This window comes from Nonomuraea sp. NPDC050310, assembly GCF_040655795.1.
In the GTDB taxonomy this organism is placed as follows: Bacteria; Actinomycetota; Actinomycetes; order Streptosporangiales; family Streptosporangiaceae; genus Nonomuraea.
The window spans coordinates 698,672-716,597 of the sequence record NZ_JBFAKP010000002.1; the positions used below are offsets into that span (position 1 = coordinate 698,672).

At 72.4% G+C, this 17,926-nt stretch carries 17 protein-coding genes; 9 read left to right on the forward strand and 8 right to left on the reverse strand.

Translation table 11 applies throughout. The features are described 5' to 3' along the window. Nucleotides 1-5: 5 nt before the first annotated feature. From AB0I67_RS09575 to AB0I67_RS09595, 5 genes are all read left to right on the forward strand, one after another. Nucleotides 6-881 (forward strand): ABC transporter permease, encoded by an 876-nt coding sequence (locus AB0I67_RS09575; protein WP_357920397.1) that lies wholly within the window; start codon nucleotides 6-8, stop codon nucleotides 879-881. Then, the gene (locus AB0I67_RS09580; RefSeq protein WP_357920285.1) at nucleotides 878-1,843 is read left to right on the forward strand and encodes an ABC transporter ATP-binding protein; all 966 of its coding nucleotides are present in this window, start codon (nucleotides 878-880) and stop codon (nucleotides 1,841-1,843) included. The genes AB0I67_RS09575 and AB0I67_RS09580 overlap by 4 nt, the downstream gene beginning before the upstream one ends. Nucleotides 1,844-1,845: 2 nt before the next feature. Further along, nucleotides 1,846-2,823, forward strand: a complete 978-nt coding sequence (locus tag AB0I67_RS09585) for an ABC transporter ATP-binding protein (RefSeq protein ID WP_357920400.1) — start codon at nucleotides 1,846-1,848, stop codon at nucleotides 2,821-2,823. Between the two features lie 19 nt (nucleotides 2,824-2,842). After that, entirely contained in the window at nucleotides 2,843-5,902 is a 3,060-nt protein-coding gene (locus AB0I67_RS09590; RefSeq protein ID WP_357920287.1) for a BTAD domain-containing putative transcriptional regulator, read from the forward strand. Between the two features lie 66 nt (nucleotides 5,903-5,968). Further along, a complete protein-coding gene (locus tag AB0I67_RS09595) occupies nucleotides 5,969-7,204 on the forward strand; it encodes an FAD-dependent monooxygenase (protein WP_357920290.1) in 1,236 nt (411 codons plus the stop codon). Here the strand turns inward: AB0I67_RS09595 and AB0I67_RS09600 are convergent. The 5 genes from AB0I67_RS09600 to AB0I67_RS09620 form a co-directional block, all read right to left on the reverse strand. After that, on the reverse strand, nucleotides 7,102-7,890 hold the full coding sequence (locus tag AB0I67_RS09600; protein WP_357920293.1) for an SDR family oxidoreductase: 789 nt from the start codon (nucleotides 7,888-7,890) through the stop codon (nucleotides 7,102-7,104). The two genes, AB0I67_RS09595 and AB0I67_RS09600, sit on opposite strands and share 103 nt — an antisense overlap. A 74-nt stretch (nucleotides 7,891-7,964) precedes the next feature. Further along, complete coding sequence (locus AB0I67_RS09605) at nucleotides 7,965-8,597, reverse strand: maleylpyruvate isomerase N-terminal domain-containing protein (RefSeq protein WP_357920296.1); 633 nt, start codon at nucleotides 8,595-8,597, stop codon at nucleotides 7,965-7,967. An 11-nt stretch (nucleotides 8,598-8,608) separates the two neighbouring features. Next, on the reverse strand, nucleotides 8,609-9,547 hold the full coding sequence (locus tag AB0I67_RS09610) for a ribose-phosphate pyrophosphokinase (protein ID WP_357920298.1): 939 nt from the start codon (nucleotides 9,545-9,547) through the stop codon (nucleotides 8,609-8,611). Nucleotides 9,548-9,621: 74 nt separating this feature from the next. Continuing rightward, nucleotides 9,622-10,290: a hypothetical protein gene (locus tag AB0I67_RS09615; protein WP_357920301.1), complete on the reverse strand. Its 669-nt coding sequence runs from the start codon at nucleotides 10,288-10,290 to the stop codon at nucleotides 9,622-9,624. Between the two features lie 66 nt (nucleotides 10,291-10,356). Next, nucleotides 10,357-10,722: a nuclear transport factor 2 family protein gene (locus AB0I67_RS09620; RefSeq protein ID WP_357920304.1), complete on the reverse strand. Its 366-nt coding sequence runs from the start codon at nucleotides 10,720-10,722 to the stop codon at nucleotides 10,357-10,359. Between the two features lie 68 nt (nucleotides 10,723-10,790). On the opposite strand from AB0I67_RS09620, the gene AB0I67_RS09625 reads away from it, so the two are divergent. Further along, on the forward strand, nucleotides 10,791-11,765 hold the full coding sequence (locus tag AB0I67_RS09625; RefSeq protein ID WP_357920306.1) for a P1 family peptidase: 975 nt from the start codon (nucleotides 10,791-10,793) through the stop codon (nucleotides 11,763-11,765). On the opposite strand, the gene AB0I67_RS09630 is transcribed toward AB0I67_RS09625, so the two are convergent. From AB0I67_RS09630 to AB0I67_RS09640, 3 genes are all read right to left on the reverse strand, one after another. Continuing rightward, the gene (locus AB0I67_RS09630; protein ID WP_357920309.1) at nucleotides 11,762-12,937 is read right to left on the reverse strand and encodes an FUSC family protein; all 1,176 of its coding nucleotides are present in this window, start codon (nucleotides 12,935-12,937) and stop codon (nucleotides 11,762-11,764) included. The two genes, AB0I67_RS09625 and AB0I67_RS09630, sit on opposite strands and share 4 nt — an antisense overlap. A 102-nt stretch (nucleotides 12,938-13,039) precedes the next feature. Beyond that, nucleotides 13,040-14,173, reverse strand: a complete 1,134-nt coding sequence (locus tag AB0I67_RS09635) for a PP2C family protein-serine/threonine phosphatase (protein ID WP_357920312.1) — start codon at nucleotides 14,171-14,173, stop codon at nucleotides 13,040-13,042. A 107-nt stretch (nucleotides 14,174-14,280) separates the two neighbouring features. After that, entirely contained in the window at nucleotides 14,281-14,682 is a 402-nt protein-coding gene (locus AB0I67_RS09640; protein ID WP_357920315.1) for a hypothetical protein, read from the reverse strand. A 234-nt stretch (nucleotides 14,683-14,916) separates the two neighbouring features. Between AB0I67_RS09640 and AB0I67_RS09645 the strand changes: the two genes are divergently transcribed. Genes AB0I67_RS09645 through AB0I67_RS09655 form a run of 3 tightly spaced genes read left to right on the forward strand, consistent with a single transcriptional unit; the run spans nucleotide 14,917 to nucleotide 17,926 of the window. Further along, complete coding sequence (locus AB0I67_RS09645; RefSeq protein WP_357920317.1) at nucleotides 14,917-16,200, forward strand: extracellular solute-binding protein; 1,284 nt, start codon at nucleotides 14,917-14,919, stop codon at nucleotides 16,198-16,200. Continuing rightward, on the forward strand, nucleotides 16,200-17,111 hold the full coding sequence (locus AB0I67_RS09650; protein ID WP_357920319.1) for a sugar ABC transporter permease: 912 nt from the start codon (nucleotides 16,200-16,202) through the stop codon (nucleotides 17,109-17,111). Before AB0I67_RS09645 ends, AB0I67_RS09650 begins: the two co-directional genes overlap by 1 nt. Beyond that, nucleotides 17,108-17,926: a carbohydrate ABC transporter permease gene (locus AB0I67_RS09655; protein WP_357920321.1), complete on the forward strand. Its 819-nt coding sequence runs from the start codon at nucleotides 17,108-17,110 to the stop codon at nucleotides 17,924-17,926. The genes AB0I67_RS09650 and AB0I67_RS09655 overlap by 4 nt, the downstream gene beginning before the upstream one ends.

A 17,926-nucleotide genomic window follows, 5' to 3' on the forward strand; every position in this document is an offset into this window, starting at 1 on the left:
CGACTATCGCCTGGCAACGGCGGCGGGCCGGGCTGGGCCGGTTCTGGGCGGAGTTCAGGAAGCAGCGGGCCGGCGTCATCGGCGGCGCCATCCTGCTCGCCGCGGTCGCGCTCGCCCTGCTCACGCCCCTGCTCAGCGACATCTCGGTCATGGACGTGACCAAGGCCACGGGGCAGAAGCTCGCCCCGCCCAGCTTCGAGTTCCCGCTCGGCACGGACGAGTCGGGCCGCTCGGTCCTGGAGATGATCATGTGGGGCTCGCGGGTCTCGCTCTTCATCGGCTTCCTGGCCGCGTTGCTCAGCATCGGCATCGGCACCGTGGTCGGGATCGCCGCCGGGCACTTCCGCGGCTGGCTGTCGGCGGTGCTCATGCGCGTCACCGACTGGTTCCTGGTGCTGCCCTCGCTGGTGCTGGCCCTGGTGCTGTCGGCCATCCTCGGCGGCAGCGGCGCGACGATCATCCTGGCCATCGGCATCACCTCGTGGGCGACCACCGCGCGGCTGATCCGCGCGCAGACGCTCGCGGTGGAGGCCAGGCCGTACATCGAGCGGGCCAAGGCGCTCGGCGCCGGCCACTGGCACATCATGTCCAGGCACGTGCTGCCGAACGTGGCGCCGCTGGTGCTGGCCAACACCACCCTGCAGGTGGCCAGCGCGATCGTCGCCGAGTCCACGCTGGCCTTCCTCGGCGCGACCTCGGGGTCGACGTCGTGGGGGAGCCTGCTGCGCGGCGCCTACGACTGGGGCGCGGCGACGAAGGGCGCGTGGTGGTACATCCTGTCGCCCGGCGTCTGCATCGTCGCGGTCGTGCTCGCCTTCACGCTCTGCGGCCGGGCGCTCGAGGCCGTGCTCAACCCACGTCTGCGGGGTGTGTCGCGATGAGCCTGCTCGAACTGGACGAGCTGTCCATCACCTACCGGATCGCCTCGGGCGAGGTGCCCGCCGTGCGCGGGGTCTCGCTGGCCCTGGCGCCGGGCGAGGCCCTCGGCATCGCGGGCGAGTCCGGGTCCGGCAAGTCGACGCTGGCCATGGCGCTGCTGCGGCTGCTGCCGGCCACCGCCCGCGTCGAGGGCAAGATCATGCTCGGCGGCGAGGACATCCTGGCCATGAAGTGGGGCCGGTTGCGCGCGGTCCGCTGGGCGGAGGCGTCGATCGTCTTCCAGGGCGCGCAGCACGGGCTCAACCCGGTGCGCCGGATCGGGGAGCAGATCGCCGAACCGCTCATCATCCACGAGATCACGAAAAATCCGGATAAGCGGGTGGCTGAGCTGCTCAGCCAGGTCGGCCTCCCGGCCTGGCGCGCCCGCAGCTACCCGCACGAGCTCTCCGGCGGCCAGCGGCAGCGCGTGATGATCGCCATGGCCCTGGCCTGCGAGCCGCGCCTGATCATCGCCGACGAGCCGACCACCGCGCTCGACGTCATGGTCCAGGCCCAGGTGCTCACCCTGATCAAGGGCCTGATCGCCGAGCGCGGCATCTCGATGATCATGATCTCGCACGACCTGTCGGTCCTGGCCGACATGTGCGACCGGCTCGGCGTCATGTACGCCGGCCGCCTGGTCGAGGTCGGCCCCTCCCACGAGGTCTTCCACGACGCCAAGCACCCCTACAGCCGGGCCCTGGCCGCCGCCTTCCCCACCGTCGGCGACCCGGTCTCCCGCCTGGCGCCCAAGGGACTCGGCGGCGACCCGCCCGACCCCATGGACCTGCCGGCCGGATGCCCCTTCCACCCGAGGTGCCCGGTCGCGCTGCCCGGCTGCGCCTCGCTCGACGTCCAGCTCTGGCGGGCCGGCGACCGCCGCGAGGCCGCCTGCGTGCACGTCCTCGAAACGGAGGCGTCATGACGATGACCGTCACCCAGACCCTGCTCGAAGCCCGCGACCTGCACGTCGAGTTCTCCTCCCGCGGCCGGCGGGCCCGGGCCGTCGACGGGGTCAACCTGGCGGTCGGCCAGGGCGAGATCGTCGCGCTGGTCGGCGAGTCCGGATGCGGCAAGACCACCCTCGCCCGCACCCTGCTCGGCCTCGAACGCCCCACCAAGGGCCAGGTCCTGTACGGCGGAGCCGCCCTGGACTACTCCTCCAAGGCGCTCAAGGCCTACCGCCGCCAGGCCCAGCTCGTCCTCCAGGACCCGACCGGCGCGCTCAACCCCAGGCACACCGTCTACGAGGCGGTCGCCGAAGGCCCGCGCATCCACGGCCTGGCCAACGAGGAGGAGATCGTGCGCAGCGCGCTCAGCCGGGCCGGGCTGCGCCCGCCGGAGCGCTTCTTCCTGCGCTACCCGCACGAGCTGTCCGGTGGCCAGCGCCAGCGCGTGGTCATCGCCGGGGCGCTCGCGCTCGACCCCAGCCTGCTGGTCGCCGACGAGCCGGTCGCCTCGCTCGACGCCTCGGTGCGCGGCGAGATCCTCGCCCTGCTGTTGCGGCTGCGCGACGAGCTGGGCCTGTCCGCGCTGGTCGTCACGCACGACCTCGGGCTGGCCTGGAACATCGCCGACCGGGTGGCGGTGATGTACCTCGGGCGCATCGTCGAGTCGGGGCCGGTGGAGCAGGTGCTCACCGAGCCGAGGCATCCGTACACGCAGGCGCTGCTGTCGGTGCTGCCGGAGTCCACCGAGCGGGTCGTGCTCACCGGCGAGCCGCCCGACCCCACCCGGGTGCCCGGCGGGTGCCGGTTCCACGCGCGCTGCCAGGTGCTCAGCAGCGGGCGGGCCGCGGAGGCAGGCGTGGCCGACCTGTGCAAGGGCGAGTTGCTGAGCGTGCTGCCTGCCGTACCGGACGCCCAGGCGGCCTGCCACTACGCCGCGCGGAGCCAGTCCGGCTGACGGGCCTACGATCGCAGGTATGCGCTTCGGCATCCTCGGGCCGCTGACGGTCGAGAGCGCCTCCGGAGAGGAGGTCGCCGTCGGCGGCCCCAGGCCGCGGGCGCTGCTGACCATGCTCCTGCTGGAGGCCGGGCGCGTGGTGCCGGTCGAGCGGCTGATCGACGGCCAGTACGGCGACGCGCCGCCCGCCGGAGCGGCCAACGCGCTGCAGGCCCAGGTCTCGCGGCTGCGGCGGCACCTGCCGGTCTCCTTCGAGGGCGCCGGTTACCGGCTGGCGGTCGAGCCGCTCGACGTGGACGCGCACCTGTTCGAGCGGCTGGCCGGGGAGGGGCGTGACCTGCTTTCGCGGGGTTCGCACTCGGCTGCCGTCCAGCGGTTGCGTGAGGCCCTGGGGCTGTGGCGGGGGCCGGCGTTGCCCGACCTGCCCTTCGGCGCGGCGCAGGTGGCTCGGCTGGAGGAGCTGCGGCTGTCGGCGGTCGAGGACCTGGCCGAGGCCACCCTGGCCCTGGGTGCCCCCACCACGGAGAACCAGGCACCCCCGGGGAGCGGGGCTTTCGGTGGTGGGGTGCCGGGGTTGGTGGCCGAGTTGGGTGGGCTGGTGGCTCAGCATCCCTTGCGGGAGCGGCTGGCGGGGCTGCTCATGCGGGCGCTGGTGGCCACCGGGCGGCCGGCCGAGGCGCTGGCGGTGTTCGAGGCGACCCGGGCACGCCTGGCCGCCGAGCTGGGCGCGGATCCCTCGCCTGAGCTGGCCGCCCTCCACCTGTCCGTGCTGCGGGCCGAGCGGCCGGCCGTGCGGGGACTGCCCGCCCAGCTCACCAGCTTCGTCGGCCGGGCGGGCGAGCTCGGTGGCCTGGGCGGCGAACGGCTGGTCACCCTGCTCGGCCCCGGCGGCGTCGGCAAGACCCGGCTCGCGGTCGAGGCCGCCGCCCGCGACCCCCGCGAGGTCTGCTTCGCCGACCTGTCCGCCGTTGAGCCCCGCCCGCCCCGTGGCGGGTCCGAGGTGGTCGCGCTCACCGTGCTGGGCGCGCTGGGCGTGCGTGAGGGCGGCGGGTTCCTGCCGCACACCCCGGCCGGGCCGCTCGACCGGCTGACCGCCGCGCTGGCCGGCCGGGAACTGCTGCTGGTGCTGGACAACTGCGAGCACGTGATCGACGCCGCCGCCGCGCTGGCCCGGCACCTGCTGGCCGCCTGCCCCGGCCTGGCCATCCTGGCCACCAGCCGCGAGCCGCTCGGCCTGACCGGCGAGCACCTGGTCCCCCTGGCCCCGCTCGCCGCACCGCCGCCGGGCGCCACCCCGGCCGAGGCCCTGGCCTACCCCGCGGTCCGGCTCTTCGCCGATCGGGCGGCAGCCGTACGTCCGGGGTTCGAGGTCACCGAGGCCAACGTCGAAGCGGTCACCGAGGTCTGCGCCACTCTCGACGGCCTGCCGCTGGCGCTGGAGCTGGCCGCCGCCCGCCTGCGCACCTTCCCGGTCGCCGAGCTCGCCGCCCGGCTCGCCACCGACGGCCGCTTCCGCCTGCTGTCCCGAGGCGACCGTACGGCAAGCGCCCGCCACCAGACCCTGCGCGCGGCGGTCGAGTGGAGCTGGAGCCTGCTCACCCCGCACGAGCAGGAGCTGGCCAGGCGCTTCTCGGTCTTCGCCGGCGGCGCCTCGCTGGAGGCCGCCGAGGCGTTGTGCGGCGACATCGCCGACCTCGTCGACAAGTCCCTCGTCGTGCTCGAAGGTTCGCGGTTCCGGATGTTCGACACGATCCGCTACTTCTGCGCGGCCACCCTGACCGACGACGTCCGCGCCGAGCACGCCCGCTACTACCTCGACCTGGCTCTGCGCGCCGAGCCGCACCTGCGCCGGGCCGAGCAGCTCGACTGGCTGGCCCGGCTGTCGGCCGAGCACGCCAACCTGACCGCGGCGATGCGGCACGACCCGGAGACCGGGCAGCGGATGGTCGCCGCGCTGGCCACGTACTGCTGGCTGAGCGGCCGGCGCGGCCAGGTCGGCGAGATCGCGGCCGGTCTGCTGGAGCCGCTGCCGGGCCTGGAGGAGGAGTACGTGGCCTGCGTCCTGCACGCGGTGCCGCGCGCCTCGGAGGAGCACTGGGACCGGGCGGCGGCGATCATGCGGGGCATGGACCGGCCGCTGCGGCACCCGTTCACCGCGGCGTTGTGGGGGATGTTCGTGGGCCCCGACGGGTTCGGCTCGCCCGCGCTGCTCGGCGGCGACGACTGGAACGTGGCGCTGGGGCGGCTCAGCGACGGGCTGGTCCGGGTGCTGGGCGGTGAGCCGGGCGAGGGGCACCGGCTGCTGGACGGGGTGCTGGCCCGGTTCCGTGCGCTCGGCGAGCGGTGGGGGATGGCGCAGGCGCTCGACTGGCAGGCCCTGGTGGCGAGCTGGCGTGGGCAGTGGGAGCGGGCCCATGAGCTGCGGGCCGAGGCCCTGGACCTGCTTGAGGAGCTCGGTGCGCTGGAGGAGTCGGCCGACGTGCTGGCCCGGCGGGCCGAGACGCGGGTGCGGGAAGGGGACCCGTCGGCGGTCGCCGACTTCCATGGCGCTGACGAGTTGCGGGCCAGGGCGGGGCAGCCGCCGATCGCCGCGCTCGGGCTGGCTCGGCTGGCCCGCTGGTCGGGAGACCTCGACGGGGCCCGGCGGCAGGTCGAGCGGGCGGCGACGGCGGCCGAGGGGCAGGGGTTCGGGCTCGACGCCGGTCCGGCCCGGGTGCTGACCGAGCGGGCCAGGATCGCCGGTGCGCTGGGCGTCGAGGGGGATTCGGTGGCCGGGTGGCATCGGGAGGCGGTGGCGTTGGCCCGGCAGTCGCCGCTGGTCGCCGAGCTGGCTGATGCGGTGGAGGGGCTGGCGGAAGCCGTACCGGCGGAGGAGAGTGCGCGCCTGCTCGGGGTGGCCGTGGCGCTGCGCGGGCTGGCGGTGGCGGGGGATCGGGACGTGGCCGAGACCGCGGCCCGGGCACGCGCGGCCCTGGGCCAGGAACGCTTCGCCACGACCTACGCCGAGGCCGCCGCCCTCGACCGCGAAGCCGCCCTGGCCGCAGTGGCCAAGGCCGTGGACGGTGAGCACCCCCGCTGACAGTCGGGGCGGGGGCTGTCAGCGATCGGGCCGTCGGTTGTCAGCGCCCCGGCCGAAGGTGTGGGCATGACGCTGACGAACACCACGGTCCTCATCTCCGGCGCGAGCATCGCCGGCCCCGCCCTCGCCTTCTGGCTGGCCCGCGCCGGCGCCAAGGTGACCCTCGTGGAGAAGGCCCCGGCGCTGCGCCCCGGCGGCCAGGCGGTCGACTTCAAGGGCGAGACCCACCTGACCGTCCTGGAGCGCATGGGCGTCCTGGAGCGGATCCGGGAGCACCAGACCGGCGGCACCGACCTGACGATCATCGACGAGAAGGGCCGCGAGGTGGCGGTGTGGCCGGGCGAGTTCACCGGCGGCGACCTGGAGATCCTGCGCGGCGACCTGGCCCGCATCCTGGTCGAGCAGACCGAGAAGAGCTGCGAGTACGTCTTCGGCGACTCGATCACCTCGCTGACCGAGACCCCGGCGGGCGTGCACGTGAGCTTCGAGCGAGGCGCGCCCCGCACCTTCGACCTGGTGATCGGCGCCGACGGCATCCACTCCAACGTCCGGCGGCTGGCCTTCGGCCCGGAGCACGAGCACGTCCGTCACCTGGGCTACTACTACGCGCTGGCCGACCTCGACCTCGATGTCGAGCCGGTGATGTACAACGAGCCGGGCCGCATGATCAGCCTGGGCGGGAGCAAGGCGGCCAGCTTCTTCGTCTTCGCCTCGCCGGAGCTGTTCTACGACCGCTACGACGAGGAGCAGCAGAAGGAGCTCGTCCGCGCGGCCTTCGCCGGCTGCGGCTGGCGGGTGCCCGAGGTGCTGGCCGCGCTGGACCGGGCGGGGAGCGTCTACCTCGACTCGATCAGCCAGGCCCGGGTGGACAGCTACGCCGCAGGCCGCGTCGCCCTGATCGGGGACGCGGCCTACGGGAACACGCTGGGCGGGTTCGGCACGGGCCTGGCGGTCGTGGCGGCCTACGTGCTGGCCGGGGAACTGGCCACCAACGCCGACCACCGCACGGCCTTCCGGCGCTACGAGGAGCTCTTCCGCCCCTACGCCAAGAGCGCCGAGAACGGCAACGCCGGCCCGTTCATGGCCCCGAAGACCCGCCCTGGCCGCTGGCTGCGCAACCAGCTCTTCCGCCGCCGCTTCCTGCTCACCTCGATGATCAAGATGGGTGACCGGATGGCCAGCCGCATCGACCTGCCCGACTACACCTGCTTGAGGTGGCCGGCGTCGACGACGAAGTCGGCTCCGGTGGTGGCCGCCGAGCGCGGCGACACCAGCAGCGTGATCACGTCGGCGACCTCCTGAGGATCGACCAGGCGCCCGGTGGTGAGGTTCATCATCTCCGGGGCGACCTTGTCCAGCACGGCCTCGCGGTCGGCGCCGGTGGCGCCGGCCAGCACGTCGGCCGCGCCGCCCGACTCGGTCCACCAGGCGGTCCGGGTGGGCCCGGCCGAGACGGTGTTCACCCGGATGCCCTGCGGCCCGTACTCCTCCGACAGCGACTTGGTCACCGTGCTCAGCCCGGCCTTGGCCGCGCTGTAGTCGACGTTCATCGGGGCGGGCATGCGGGCCATCGTGGTCGAGACGTTGACGATCGCGCCACCGCCGCGCTCCAGCATCAGCGGGATCGCCGCCCGGATGGCACGCACCGGGCTCAGCAGGTTGAACTCGAGCATCTGGCGCCAGTCGTCGTCACCGGGCGTCAGAAAGCCGAAACGCGGCAACGTCACACCGGGGGGCGGGCCGCCGGCGTTGTTCACCAGGATGTCGAGCCCGCCGAACCGCTCGGCCACGTAGCGCACCGCGGCCGCGGGCGCCTCCGGGTCGGTCAGGTCGGCGGCGAAGTGGTCGGCGTCGAGGCCGGGGGCGGGGGTCCGCGACACCGCGACCACGTGGGCGCCCTCCGCGGCCAGGGTGCGGGCGACGGCCAGGCCGATGCCCTTCGAGGCACCGGTGACCAGGGCGATCTTGCCGTTCAGTCCAAGTTCCATGCCTGCCAACGTAGACGCTGGTCAGGTCGGAGAACCGGCGGTAATCGGACCACCGGTTCTCGCGGAAATCGGACTCAGAAGGCGCTTATCGTGGCCGGGGCGCGCTCGGCCCGGCTCAGCGCGCGGATGACCGCGGTCGGCCCGTGCCGGTGTACGGCCAGCCGCGCCAGCAGGTCGACCACGGGGTCGATGACCTCGGCCGGGAGCTCTGGCGTCGGCACGCCGACGCTCGCCGCCAGGTCGTCGGAGTGCACGACGATCTCCATCATCCGGGTGAGCAGGAAGTCGTCGAGGGTGAGCGCCCAGCCGGCCCACGGCAGGAAGACGACCCGCTCGGGGCTCTCCTCGGGCAGGACCTCGCGGAAGGTCTCCAGGAGCACCTCGCTCCTCGACACCACCGCGTCCGCGCCTTCGGCGGCCACGGCCTCGCCGCCTCGCCGTACGCCGATGTTGCTCTCGTGGTCGAGGCCGGCCTCGACCCAGGGGGAGCGGAAGTAGTGCTCCAGCAGCGGCGCCGGCTCGTGGCTGTCCTCGGGGAGGGCCAGCACGTCGGAGACGCGCACGAGCTGGTGGCCCAGGTGCGCGGCCAGCCCGCCGACCGAGAACTCGGTGAGCGCGCTGGGCTTGTTCCAGGCGGCGGCCACCGCCGGCTCCCGCAGCAACGAGACCGCCGAGGCGGCGGCGACCAGGTAGGACTCCCTGACCATGGGGACCTCTCTCAGGTGGTGCTGAACAACGCGCTGACCGATTCGCCGTCGTGGATCCTGCGCATGGCCTCGGCCAGCGCGGGCGCCACCGACAGCACGGTCAGCTTGTCGCTCGGCTTGGGGACGGGGACGGTGTTGGTGCAGACGATCTCCAGCACGCCGGGCACCTCGCTGAGGCGCTCGACGGCGCCGCTGGCGAACAGGCCGTGCGTGCAGGCCACGCGGAAGGATCGGGCGCCGCGCTCGCGGAGCCGGGCGAGCAGCTCGATCACGGTCGAGCCCTTGGCGATCTCATCGTCGAGGATGATCACGTCCTTGCCGGCGACCTCGCCGATCACGGAGCTGATCACCACGCGGTCGTCGGCGAAGCGCTGCTTGGCGCCGACCGCGACCTCCACGCCGAGCAGCCGGGCGAAGGCGGCGGCCTCCTTGGCGTTGCCGAGGTCGGGCGAGACCACCACGGTGTTGGACAGGTCGTAGCGGACGAAGTGCGCGGCCAGCTCGCGCAGGGCGTGCAGGTTGTCCACGGGCACGCTGAAGAAGCCGTGCACCTGCGGGGAGTGGAGGGTCATCGTCAGCACCCGGCTGGCTCCGGCGGTGACGAGCAGGTCGGCGACCAGGCGTGCCCCGATGGAGATGCGGGGCGCGTCCTTCTTGTCCGACCTTGCGTAGCTGTAGTGAGGCATCACGACGGTGGTGCGAGCGGCCGAGGCGCCGCGGGCGGCGTCCAGCATCAGCAGGAGCTCCACGAGATGCTCCTGCACCGGCGGCACCAGCGGCTGGATGAGGAAGACGTCGCGCTCGCGGCAGTTGGCCTGGAGTTGCACTTCGAGGCAGTCGTTGGCGAAGCGGCTGACCCGGACCGGGTGGAGCGGGGTGCCGAGATGGGCGCAGATCTCCTCGGCCAGTTCGGGGTGGGCGCTTCCGCTGAAGACCGTGATGTCGCGCACGGAAGTGGAGCCTAACCCATGGCTGAAAACGTCTACAGCCCACCCCTGAGCTGCGGCTGACCGCCTCGGGCGGCTCAGCCCCGCTTGTCGCGGACGGTCAGCCATTCGGCGTGGCTCGGCTGGTAGCCGAGGTGCCCGGTGAGGAAGTCGGCCACGGCCGTCATGTGGTGCGCGCCGTACACGACCGCGGTGACCAGCGGCTCCTGCTGGTGGAGCCGGTAGACCTTCGCCAGCGCGGCGATCAGCGCCCGGTCGCGGTCGCGGTCCTCGACGGCGAAGCGGCCCCAGACGCGGGCGATGCGGCCGGTCGGCTGGTCCTCGCGGGTGGTGTCGTCGACGTCGGGCAGGTCCTTGGGGAAGCTGACCCGGCTCAGCCACGTGGCCACCGCCCCGGCCGATTCGGCCAGGTGGTCCCACTTGGTGGGGGCCTGGTCGCTCACCCGGTGCTCCGGCCACAGGATCGGCACGCCCAGCGACTCCAGGTCGAGCGCCACCACCTGGTCGACCAGGTCGTCGAGGCGGTGGGTGGCCAGCTTCCGCAACCGGCGCATGTGCGGGCGGGGGAAGCCCTCGGCGACGATCAGCCCGCAGCCGCGCAGCCGGGTGGCCACCTCGTCGTAGAAGGCGGGCTGGGCGATGTGGACCATCGGGAACAGGACGAACTGCATGGGCGTGCCGGGCCGCCGGAGCGTGCTGACCGACGACCGGATCCCGAGGTCGTTGGACTCGATGAACCGCATCATGCGGAAGAACGAGCGGCGGGCCCGCTGTGTTCCTGGCGGGTCCCCTTGAGGGCTCCTTGAGGCCGGTCAGGGCAGGCGGGTGTTCTGGTCGTGCAGCAGCGACCAGCCGTCCGGGCCGTGGGTGAAGACCAGGCTGAGCACGTTGCGCGCGTGGATCGGCGCGCCCTGGGCGTCGACGTCGCAGTAGTCGGCCTCGTAGGTCGCCACCAGCGTGCCGGCCGTCTCGATCACCGACAGCGGGGTGAGCTCCTGGGTCCAGTCGAGGTCGGCGAACCAGTCGCGGTGGAAGTCGGTCACGGCCTGGCGGCCTTCGAGCCGGCTGCCGTTGGGCAGGACGACCACGACCTCCTCGTGCAGGGTCGCGGTGAAGGCCGCGAGGTCGCGGGCGGTGAGGGCGGCCAGGTGGGCCTGGAGGGTCTGCTCGGCGCTCATCCCGCCAGGGTAGGGCTCGCCGCGGGTCGTCCGGCCCACGCCGGGGGCCGGGCGCGACACTAGGCTCCATGAGGACACGACGCCTGCGCGATTTCGGGCACACCATCGGCATCCTGGCTCCGGGGCCGCACAACGCCATCACCGACGTTCCCGGGGTGCTGGTCGGCCAGACCACCGTGATCGACGAGGCGCGGGACGTGTACTCCGGGGTGACCGCCGTCGTGCCGCCCGAGCTGCCCACCGCGGCCGGTCTGTTCGTGGGCAACGGGTACGGCAAGCTGGTCGGGGCCACGCAGCTCCAGGAGCTGGCGGAGCTGGAGACGCCGATCCTGCTCACCTCCACCTTGAACACCTTCCGGGTGGCCGACAGCCTGCTGAGCTGGCTCCTGGACCGCGCGCCCGAGCCGCTCACCTCGGTCAACCCGGTGGTCGGCGAGGTGAACAACGGCTGGCTGTCCACCGGGGACCCGCGCCCGGTGACCGGCGAGCACGTCTACGCCGCCCTGGACGGCGCCGCCGACGGGCCGGTCGAGATGGGCAACGTCGGCGGCGGCGCCGGGGCGTGCGCGCTGGGCTTCAAGGCCGGCATCGGGAGCGCCTCCCGCCAGGTCGCGCTGTCGGACTGCGAGCTCACCGTCGGGGTGCTCGTGCAGGCCAACATGAGCGGCCACCTCCGCCTGCTCGGCAAGACCTTCGCCCCCGCCCCGGAGCAGCCGGCCGACGAGGGCTCGTGCGTGGTGGTCGTCGCGCTGGACCTGCCGTGCAACCCCCGCCAGCTCGAACGCATCGCCGCGCGCGGCGTGTTCGCGCTCGGGCAGGTGGGGGCGGCCTTCAGCCAGGGCAGCGGCGACTACGGGCTGGCCTTCTCCACGATCCCGGACCCGGCGCCGCGCACGCTCGAACCGGCCGACCTCGACCGGGTGTTCGCCGGGGTGCTGGAGGCGGTCGAGGAGGCGGTGATCGACGCGTTGCTGGCCGCCGACACGGTACGGACCTCCCTGGGGCGGCAGGCCCTTGCTCTGCCGTACGAGCTGCTGGGTTAGCCGGGCTCGCGCTTGGCGGTGATGGGCAGCAGGCGGCGGACGACCGGCGGCCGGGGGCCGGCGGTGCGGCGGAAGCGGGCCGGTTCCTGGCCGTCGCGCAGGCCGTCGAGCACCCGGTCGATGTGCACCAGGAGCTCGCCGTGCAGCGGCCAGTGGCCGGGGTCCTCGCGCAGCAGCCAGCTCAGGTCGTCGCGCTGGCGGCGGCCTTCGGCGATGGAGTCGTTCAGCCGGGCGGTGAGCTCGGCGGCGAGCTCCGGCTTGCGGGTGGTGACCGCGCCGGAGTAGTCGCGGGTGGCGCAGGCCAGCTCGCGCAGCACGCCGGCCAGGTGCTCGCGCACGTCGGCCTCCCACATCTCGGCCCCGAGCCCGCCGCTGTCGCGCAGGTACAGCTCGGTGCGGTCGGCGATGCTGCGCGCCAGCCCCCGGACGGTCACCGTCGAGCGTTCGAGCGTCTCCAGGGCGTCGCGCAGCGCCAGCGTGTACTGCATGCCGGTCCAGGAGCGCGGCTTGTACTGCGAGGCCTCCACGGCGGCGGTGAGCTCCTCCTCGACCCGCTGGATCTCGCGCCCGAGGCTCTGCGCCCGGTTCATCCACTCGGACACCGTCGAGTCGTCCGGCGCCCGGTCGAGCCCCTGGGCCATGGAGTCGAGCAGCGAGGCCGTGCTCCGGCCGAGGTCGCCGATGGCCTCCTCGGCCGGCCGCAGCTTGACCGGCGAGGCGATCAGCCCGGCCAGCAGGCCCACGGCCGCCCCGATCAGCGTCTCGATGATGCGGTCGACGGCGGCCGCGTCCGTCCCGATCTGCAGGATGAGCATCGCGCTGATCGGCACCTCCAGCAGGTGGTCGCCGAGTTTGAGCAGGTAGCCGATGATGAGCGCGGCCAGGATGGCGAGGGTGAGGCTCAGCCAGGTGAAGGGGAAGACGTTGGCCAGGAGCACGGCGATCAGCACTCCGCAGGTGACGCTCACCACCCGTTCGATGGCGATGCGCACCGTGCGGTAGAGCGAGACCTGGACCACCAGCAACGCGGTCAGCGGCGCCAGCAGCGGAGCCTTGACGCTCAGCAGGTTGTCGGCGAGCACGTAGGCGAGCATGGCCGTGATGACCAGCCGCGCGATCGACAGCGCGGCCGGCTGGGCACGGCGGTGGAGCAGCCGCAGCCGGTTTGGCATGACAGAGAGCACCCCCTTTCTGAAGGAATGACCAGAATTCCGCGCGTCATTCCCCCCTTTATGGGGTGTTTGTCACCTCAGGCCAAGATGCGGTGAATCCGGTCAGGAGTCCGTGACGATCACGCCGCTGCTCAGCACGCGGTTGCGCAGCAGCAACATCGCCGCGTCGTCGTGCAGGGGCGAGTCGACGTGGGCCACGAGGTCCAGCCGCAGGGCCTCCAGCGCCGCCTCCGGGTCCTCGTTCTTCAGCAACACCGCCGCCCGCTCCTGCAGCGGGTAGAAGCCGCCGTCGCGGTCGCGCGCCTCGATGACGCCGTCGGTGTAGAGCAGGATCTGGTCGCCGGGCCCGAACTCCACCCGCTGCGGCTCCGGCCCCTCCACGCCCAGCGCGGCCAGGCCGAGCGGCGGGGCGTAGTCGCCGGTGTCGGCGAAGCTGCTGGTGCCGTCGGCGCGCAGGACCAGGGGCGGCGGGTGCCCGTAGTTCAGCAGGATCAGCCGCCCGTCGGCGTGCGCCTCGGCCAGGACCGCGGTCACGAACTCCTCGCCGGACAGCCGCCGGTTGAGCGCCTTCTCCAGCCGGGCGCTCACGCCCTGCAGGTCGATCTCGTCGTGCGCCGCCTCGCGGAAGGCGCCCAGGACCAGCGCCGCGGTCTCGACCGCCTCCAGGCCCTTGCCCTGCACGTCGCCGACGATCACCCGCACGCCGGAGGGCGAGGTCACCACCTCGTACAGGTCGCCGCCGATCCGCGCCTCGGCCATCGCCGAGGTGTAGGACACCGCCGCCCGCAGGTGCCCGGCTCGCCGGGGGACCGGGCGCAGCAGCACGCTCTGGGCCACCTCCGCGATCGAGCGCACGTTGGCCAGCTCGCGCTCGCGGTACTGCCGGCCCAGGGTCGCGATGAGCCCGGCCCCGGTCACGCCGGCGATCACCAGCAGGGCGACGAGGCTCTGCCGCGTTCCCCACAGGTCGTTGTAGAGCGCCAGGCCCATCGACAGCAGCGCCGCCAGCACGCCGATCGCGGCGGCTCGCCGTACCCCGCCGACCAGGCCGGCGAAGGCCGGGCCGAGCGCGAGCAGGGCCATGAAGCCGAAGTCGGTGCCCGACATCAGGTCGGTGAGGGTCACCACGCCCATCGCCCCGTACGGCAGGGCGCCCAGCAACTGCTGCGTGCGCCGATCCGACCACGTCAGGCGCGCGTTGCGCCGGGAGTCGTCGCTTCGCGGCGCACTCGACACCTGGCCTCCCAGGGCGGAGAGAACTCAACCAACAAGGCCGACCAGACTTCCCGGCTCGCCGCGACCACCCTAACAAGCAACCTCGAGAAACGGGGAGTACGCCCCGTTCAGGCGTGTTCCGTCCGCTCTGTGCGGACTCGCTGGAGCTGCCGCCACCGGACCACCAGGGCGGCCACGGCCACCACGGTCAGCACGCCCAGGCTCGGCAGGTCGTGCGAGTGGCCGCCGGCGTGCCGGTCCAGGTAGTGCGACAGGGTGTGCATCCCGCTGCCCACGGTGAACCCGGCCAGCGCCACCACCAGGCGGTCGTGCCAGATCAGCGCCGCGGCCATCGTCGCGCCGATGCCGAGCTGGAAGGCGCCCAGGTCGTGCGTGAGGTGCTCGTTGTAGGGGTGGTAGTTCACGAAGTCGATGAACGACCGCGGGGCCAGGAACGCCCAGAAGCCGAAGACGATCATGATGGCCGCGCCGAGCACGACCGCGGTGTTGATCAGGAAGCCGTTCTTCATCGTCCAGCTCGTTTCGTAGGTCCGGTGCTTCCTCCTCTGGACGGGGCGGCCCGGCCGGATGTGACAGCTCATCGTCGATGCAGACTTACCGGCATTCGCTGCACGAGCTTGCAGCTTTGTGAGCAGAAACTGCATTTTCAATCACAATATATCAACCCGTTACAGCGGCTGTCTTGTTGGCCGCTTTTGCCGGTTCTAGGGTCCAGGCAGATCTCTTCCGAAGGGTGATGCGAGATGCGCGGACCGAAGATCGTGGCTGCCGGCGTCGCGGCGGCGCTGGCACTGGCCGCCTGCGGCGGAAGCGGCCAGGCGGGCACGGAGTCCAAGGGCGGCGAGTTCACGTACTGGTCGATGTGGCGGGCCGACGAGCCCCAGGCCAAGGTGATCAAGGCCGCGATCGACCGGTTCCAGGCCGAGACCGGGACCAAGGTGAAGGTCGAGTGGCAGGGCCGCGACGTCCGCCAGAAGATCGGCCCCGCCATCGCCGCCAACAAGGCGCCCGACCTGTGGGACCAGGGCGCCGACGTGGTCGCCACCACCGCGCTGGCCGGCCAGGCGGCCGACCTGTCGAAGGTCTACGACGCCGAGATCCCGGGCGAGGGCAAGAAGGTGTCGGAGGTCATCGACGCCAAGTACGTCGACGCTCTGCCCAAGGACCCCGAGGGCAACAGCCGGTGGCTCGTGCCGTACGAGCTGATCTCGACCGCGCTGTTCTACAACGCGGCCGACCCCGCGCTGGCCACGCCCCCGGCGACCTGGGCGGAGTTCATCGAGCTCTGCGAGACGCTCAAGGGCGCCGGCAAGGCCTGCCTGGCCTCGGACGGCGAGCTGGGCTGGGAGAACTTCCTCACCCTGGACACGCTTCTGGTGCGCGACAACGGCCCCGGCACGCTCAGGAAGATCTACGACGACAAGTCCGGCGCCGGCTGGGACGCCCCCGGCGTGCTGGAGTCGGCCAAGCGCATGGAGCAGCTCGTCAAGGGCGGCCACGTGATCTCCGGCTACGACGCCAGCAAGTACCCGGCCCAGCAGACCAACTGGGCCAAGGGCAAGGCCGCCTTCCTGATGAACGGGAGCTGGGTGGCCAGCGAGGTCGCCACCCTGGTCGGGCCCGACTGGAAGATGGGCGCGCTGCCCGTCCCGGTCACCAAGGGCGGCAACACCGAGACCAACGTGATCCTCATGGGCTTCTCGGTGCCGAAGCGGGCCAAGAACCCCGAACCGGCGATGCGCTTCCTGGCCTACTTCCTGAAGAAGGAGAACCTGGGGAAGATCGCCACCGAGACCAAGAACATCACCCCTCGGGCCGACATCCCGGCCCCCGCCGAGCTGGCCGGGGTGCAGAAGACGCTGACCGAGAACCCGGTCCGCTCCATCCTGGACAACGTCACCGGCGACTACGGCGACAAGGTGCTCTACCCGGCCTTCCTGGAGCTGTGGCACGGCAAGATCGGCGCCGAGCAGTTCGTGGCCAAGGCCAAGGAAGCGCACATCCAGTACTGGAAGACCGCGAGCTGATGGCGGCCACGCGGCGGAACGGCCCGCTGGAACGCCAGCGGGCCCGCCTCTACTGGCCGTTCCTCGCGCCCGCGCTGCTGGTGTACGGCCTGCTGTTCCTGGCCCCCATCGCCTACTCCGCCTGGACCAGCCTGTACCGGTGGGACGGCATGGGCGAGATGCAGTGGAAGGGCCTGGACAACTACCGGGTGCTCTGGCACGACCCCGCCTTCGCCACCTCGATCGGCAACACGCTGAAGATCCTGGTGGTCGGCGGGCTGATCACCTTCCTCTGCAGCTTCCTGCTCACGCTGCTGCTGCGGGAGATGCGGGCCAAGTTCTTCGCCCGCTCGGTGCTGTTCTTCCCCAACCTGGTCAACGCCATGGTCTTCGGGGCGGTCGCGGGCTTCCTGTTCAGCCCGGACGGGCCGGTCAACGTGGTGCTGGGCTGGCTGGGCGTGGACGCGCCCAAGTGGCTGGGCTCCGACAACGTCTTCGCGCTGATCATCGCCACGCTGATCTGGACCGCGACCGGCTACTACACGACGATCATCATGGCCGCGGTGGACCAGATCCCGCCCTACCTCTACGAGGCCGCGGCTTTGGAGGGCGCCACCGCGTGGCAGCGGCTGCGGCACGTCACCGTCCCGCTGGCCTGGGACGTGATCACCGTCTGCGCGGTGCTGTGGACGGTCAGCTCGGTCAAGGTCTTCGAGCTGATCCTGCTGTTCGGCGGCGGCAACGCGGGCAACCCGCCCGCCCAGACCTGGACCACCGCCGTGTACGTCTACACCGCCGCCTTCCCCACCAGCTCGGTGCCGCGCCTCGGGCTGGCCTCCGCCGCCGCCCTGGTCAGCCTGGTCATGGTCGGCCTGTTCACCGTGCTGCTCCGCCGCATCATGCGCCGCGAGCCGATCCAGGGGATGTCATGACGCGCAAACTCGGGCTGACCCTGGTCTGGGTGATCGTCGCCGGGGACCTGGTACTGCTGGCCTGGATCTTCCTGACCTCCGTCCGCACCACGGGCGACATCTTCGAGCGGCCCTTCGCCCTGCCCGGCTCGGTGGAGCTCGGCAACTACGCCAACGCCTGGGGCGAGGGCGGCTTCGGCGCCGCCGCGGCCAGCAGCGTGCTCATCGCGGTGATCTCCTCGGTGGCCGCGGTCACGATCGCCGCGCCCGCCGCCTACATGCTGGCCCGCCGGCGCACCCGCACCTCCAGCGCGCTGACCATGGCCTTCGCGATGGGCCTCGGCGTGCCCGGCCAGGTGCTGCTCGTGCCGCTGTTCACCGGCATGGCCACGATCGGGCTCGTGGACAGCTACCTCGGCCTCACCCTCGTCTACGTCGGCCTGGCGATGCCCTTCACCGTCTACCTGCTGACCGGCTTCTTCGCCGGCGTCCCGCAGGTGCTGGAGGAGGCCGCGGCCATCGACGGCGCCGGCGGGCTGCACGCCTTCGTCCGGGTGATCCTGCCGGTCGCCAGGGGCGGGCTGATCACCGCCTTCCTGCTGCAGTTTATCGGCGCGTGGAACGAGACGCTCTTCGCCATCGCCTTCATGCAGTCCGACGACCGGGTCACGCTGCCGGTGGCGCTGGTGAACTTCGTCAAGATGCAGCAGTTCAACGGCCTCGACTGGGGAACCATGTTCGCCGGCGTCTGCATCATCCTCGCGCCGATGGTGGCGCTGTTCGCCTGGATGGGCAACCGCATCATCCAGGGCATGACCGTCGGCATCGGCCGGTAA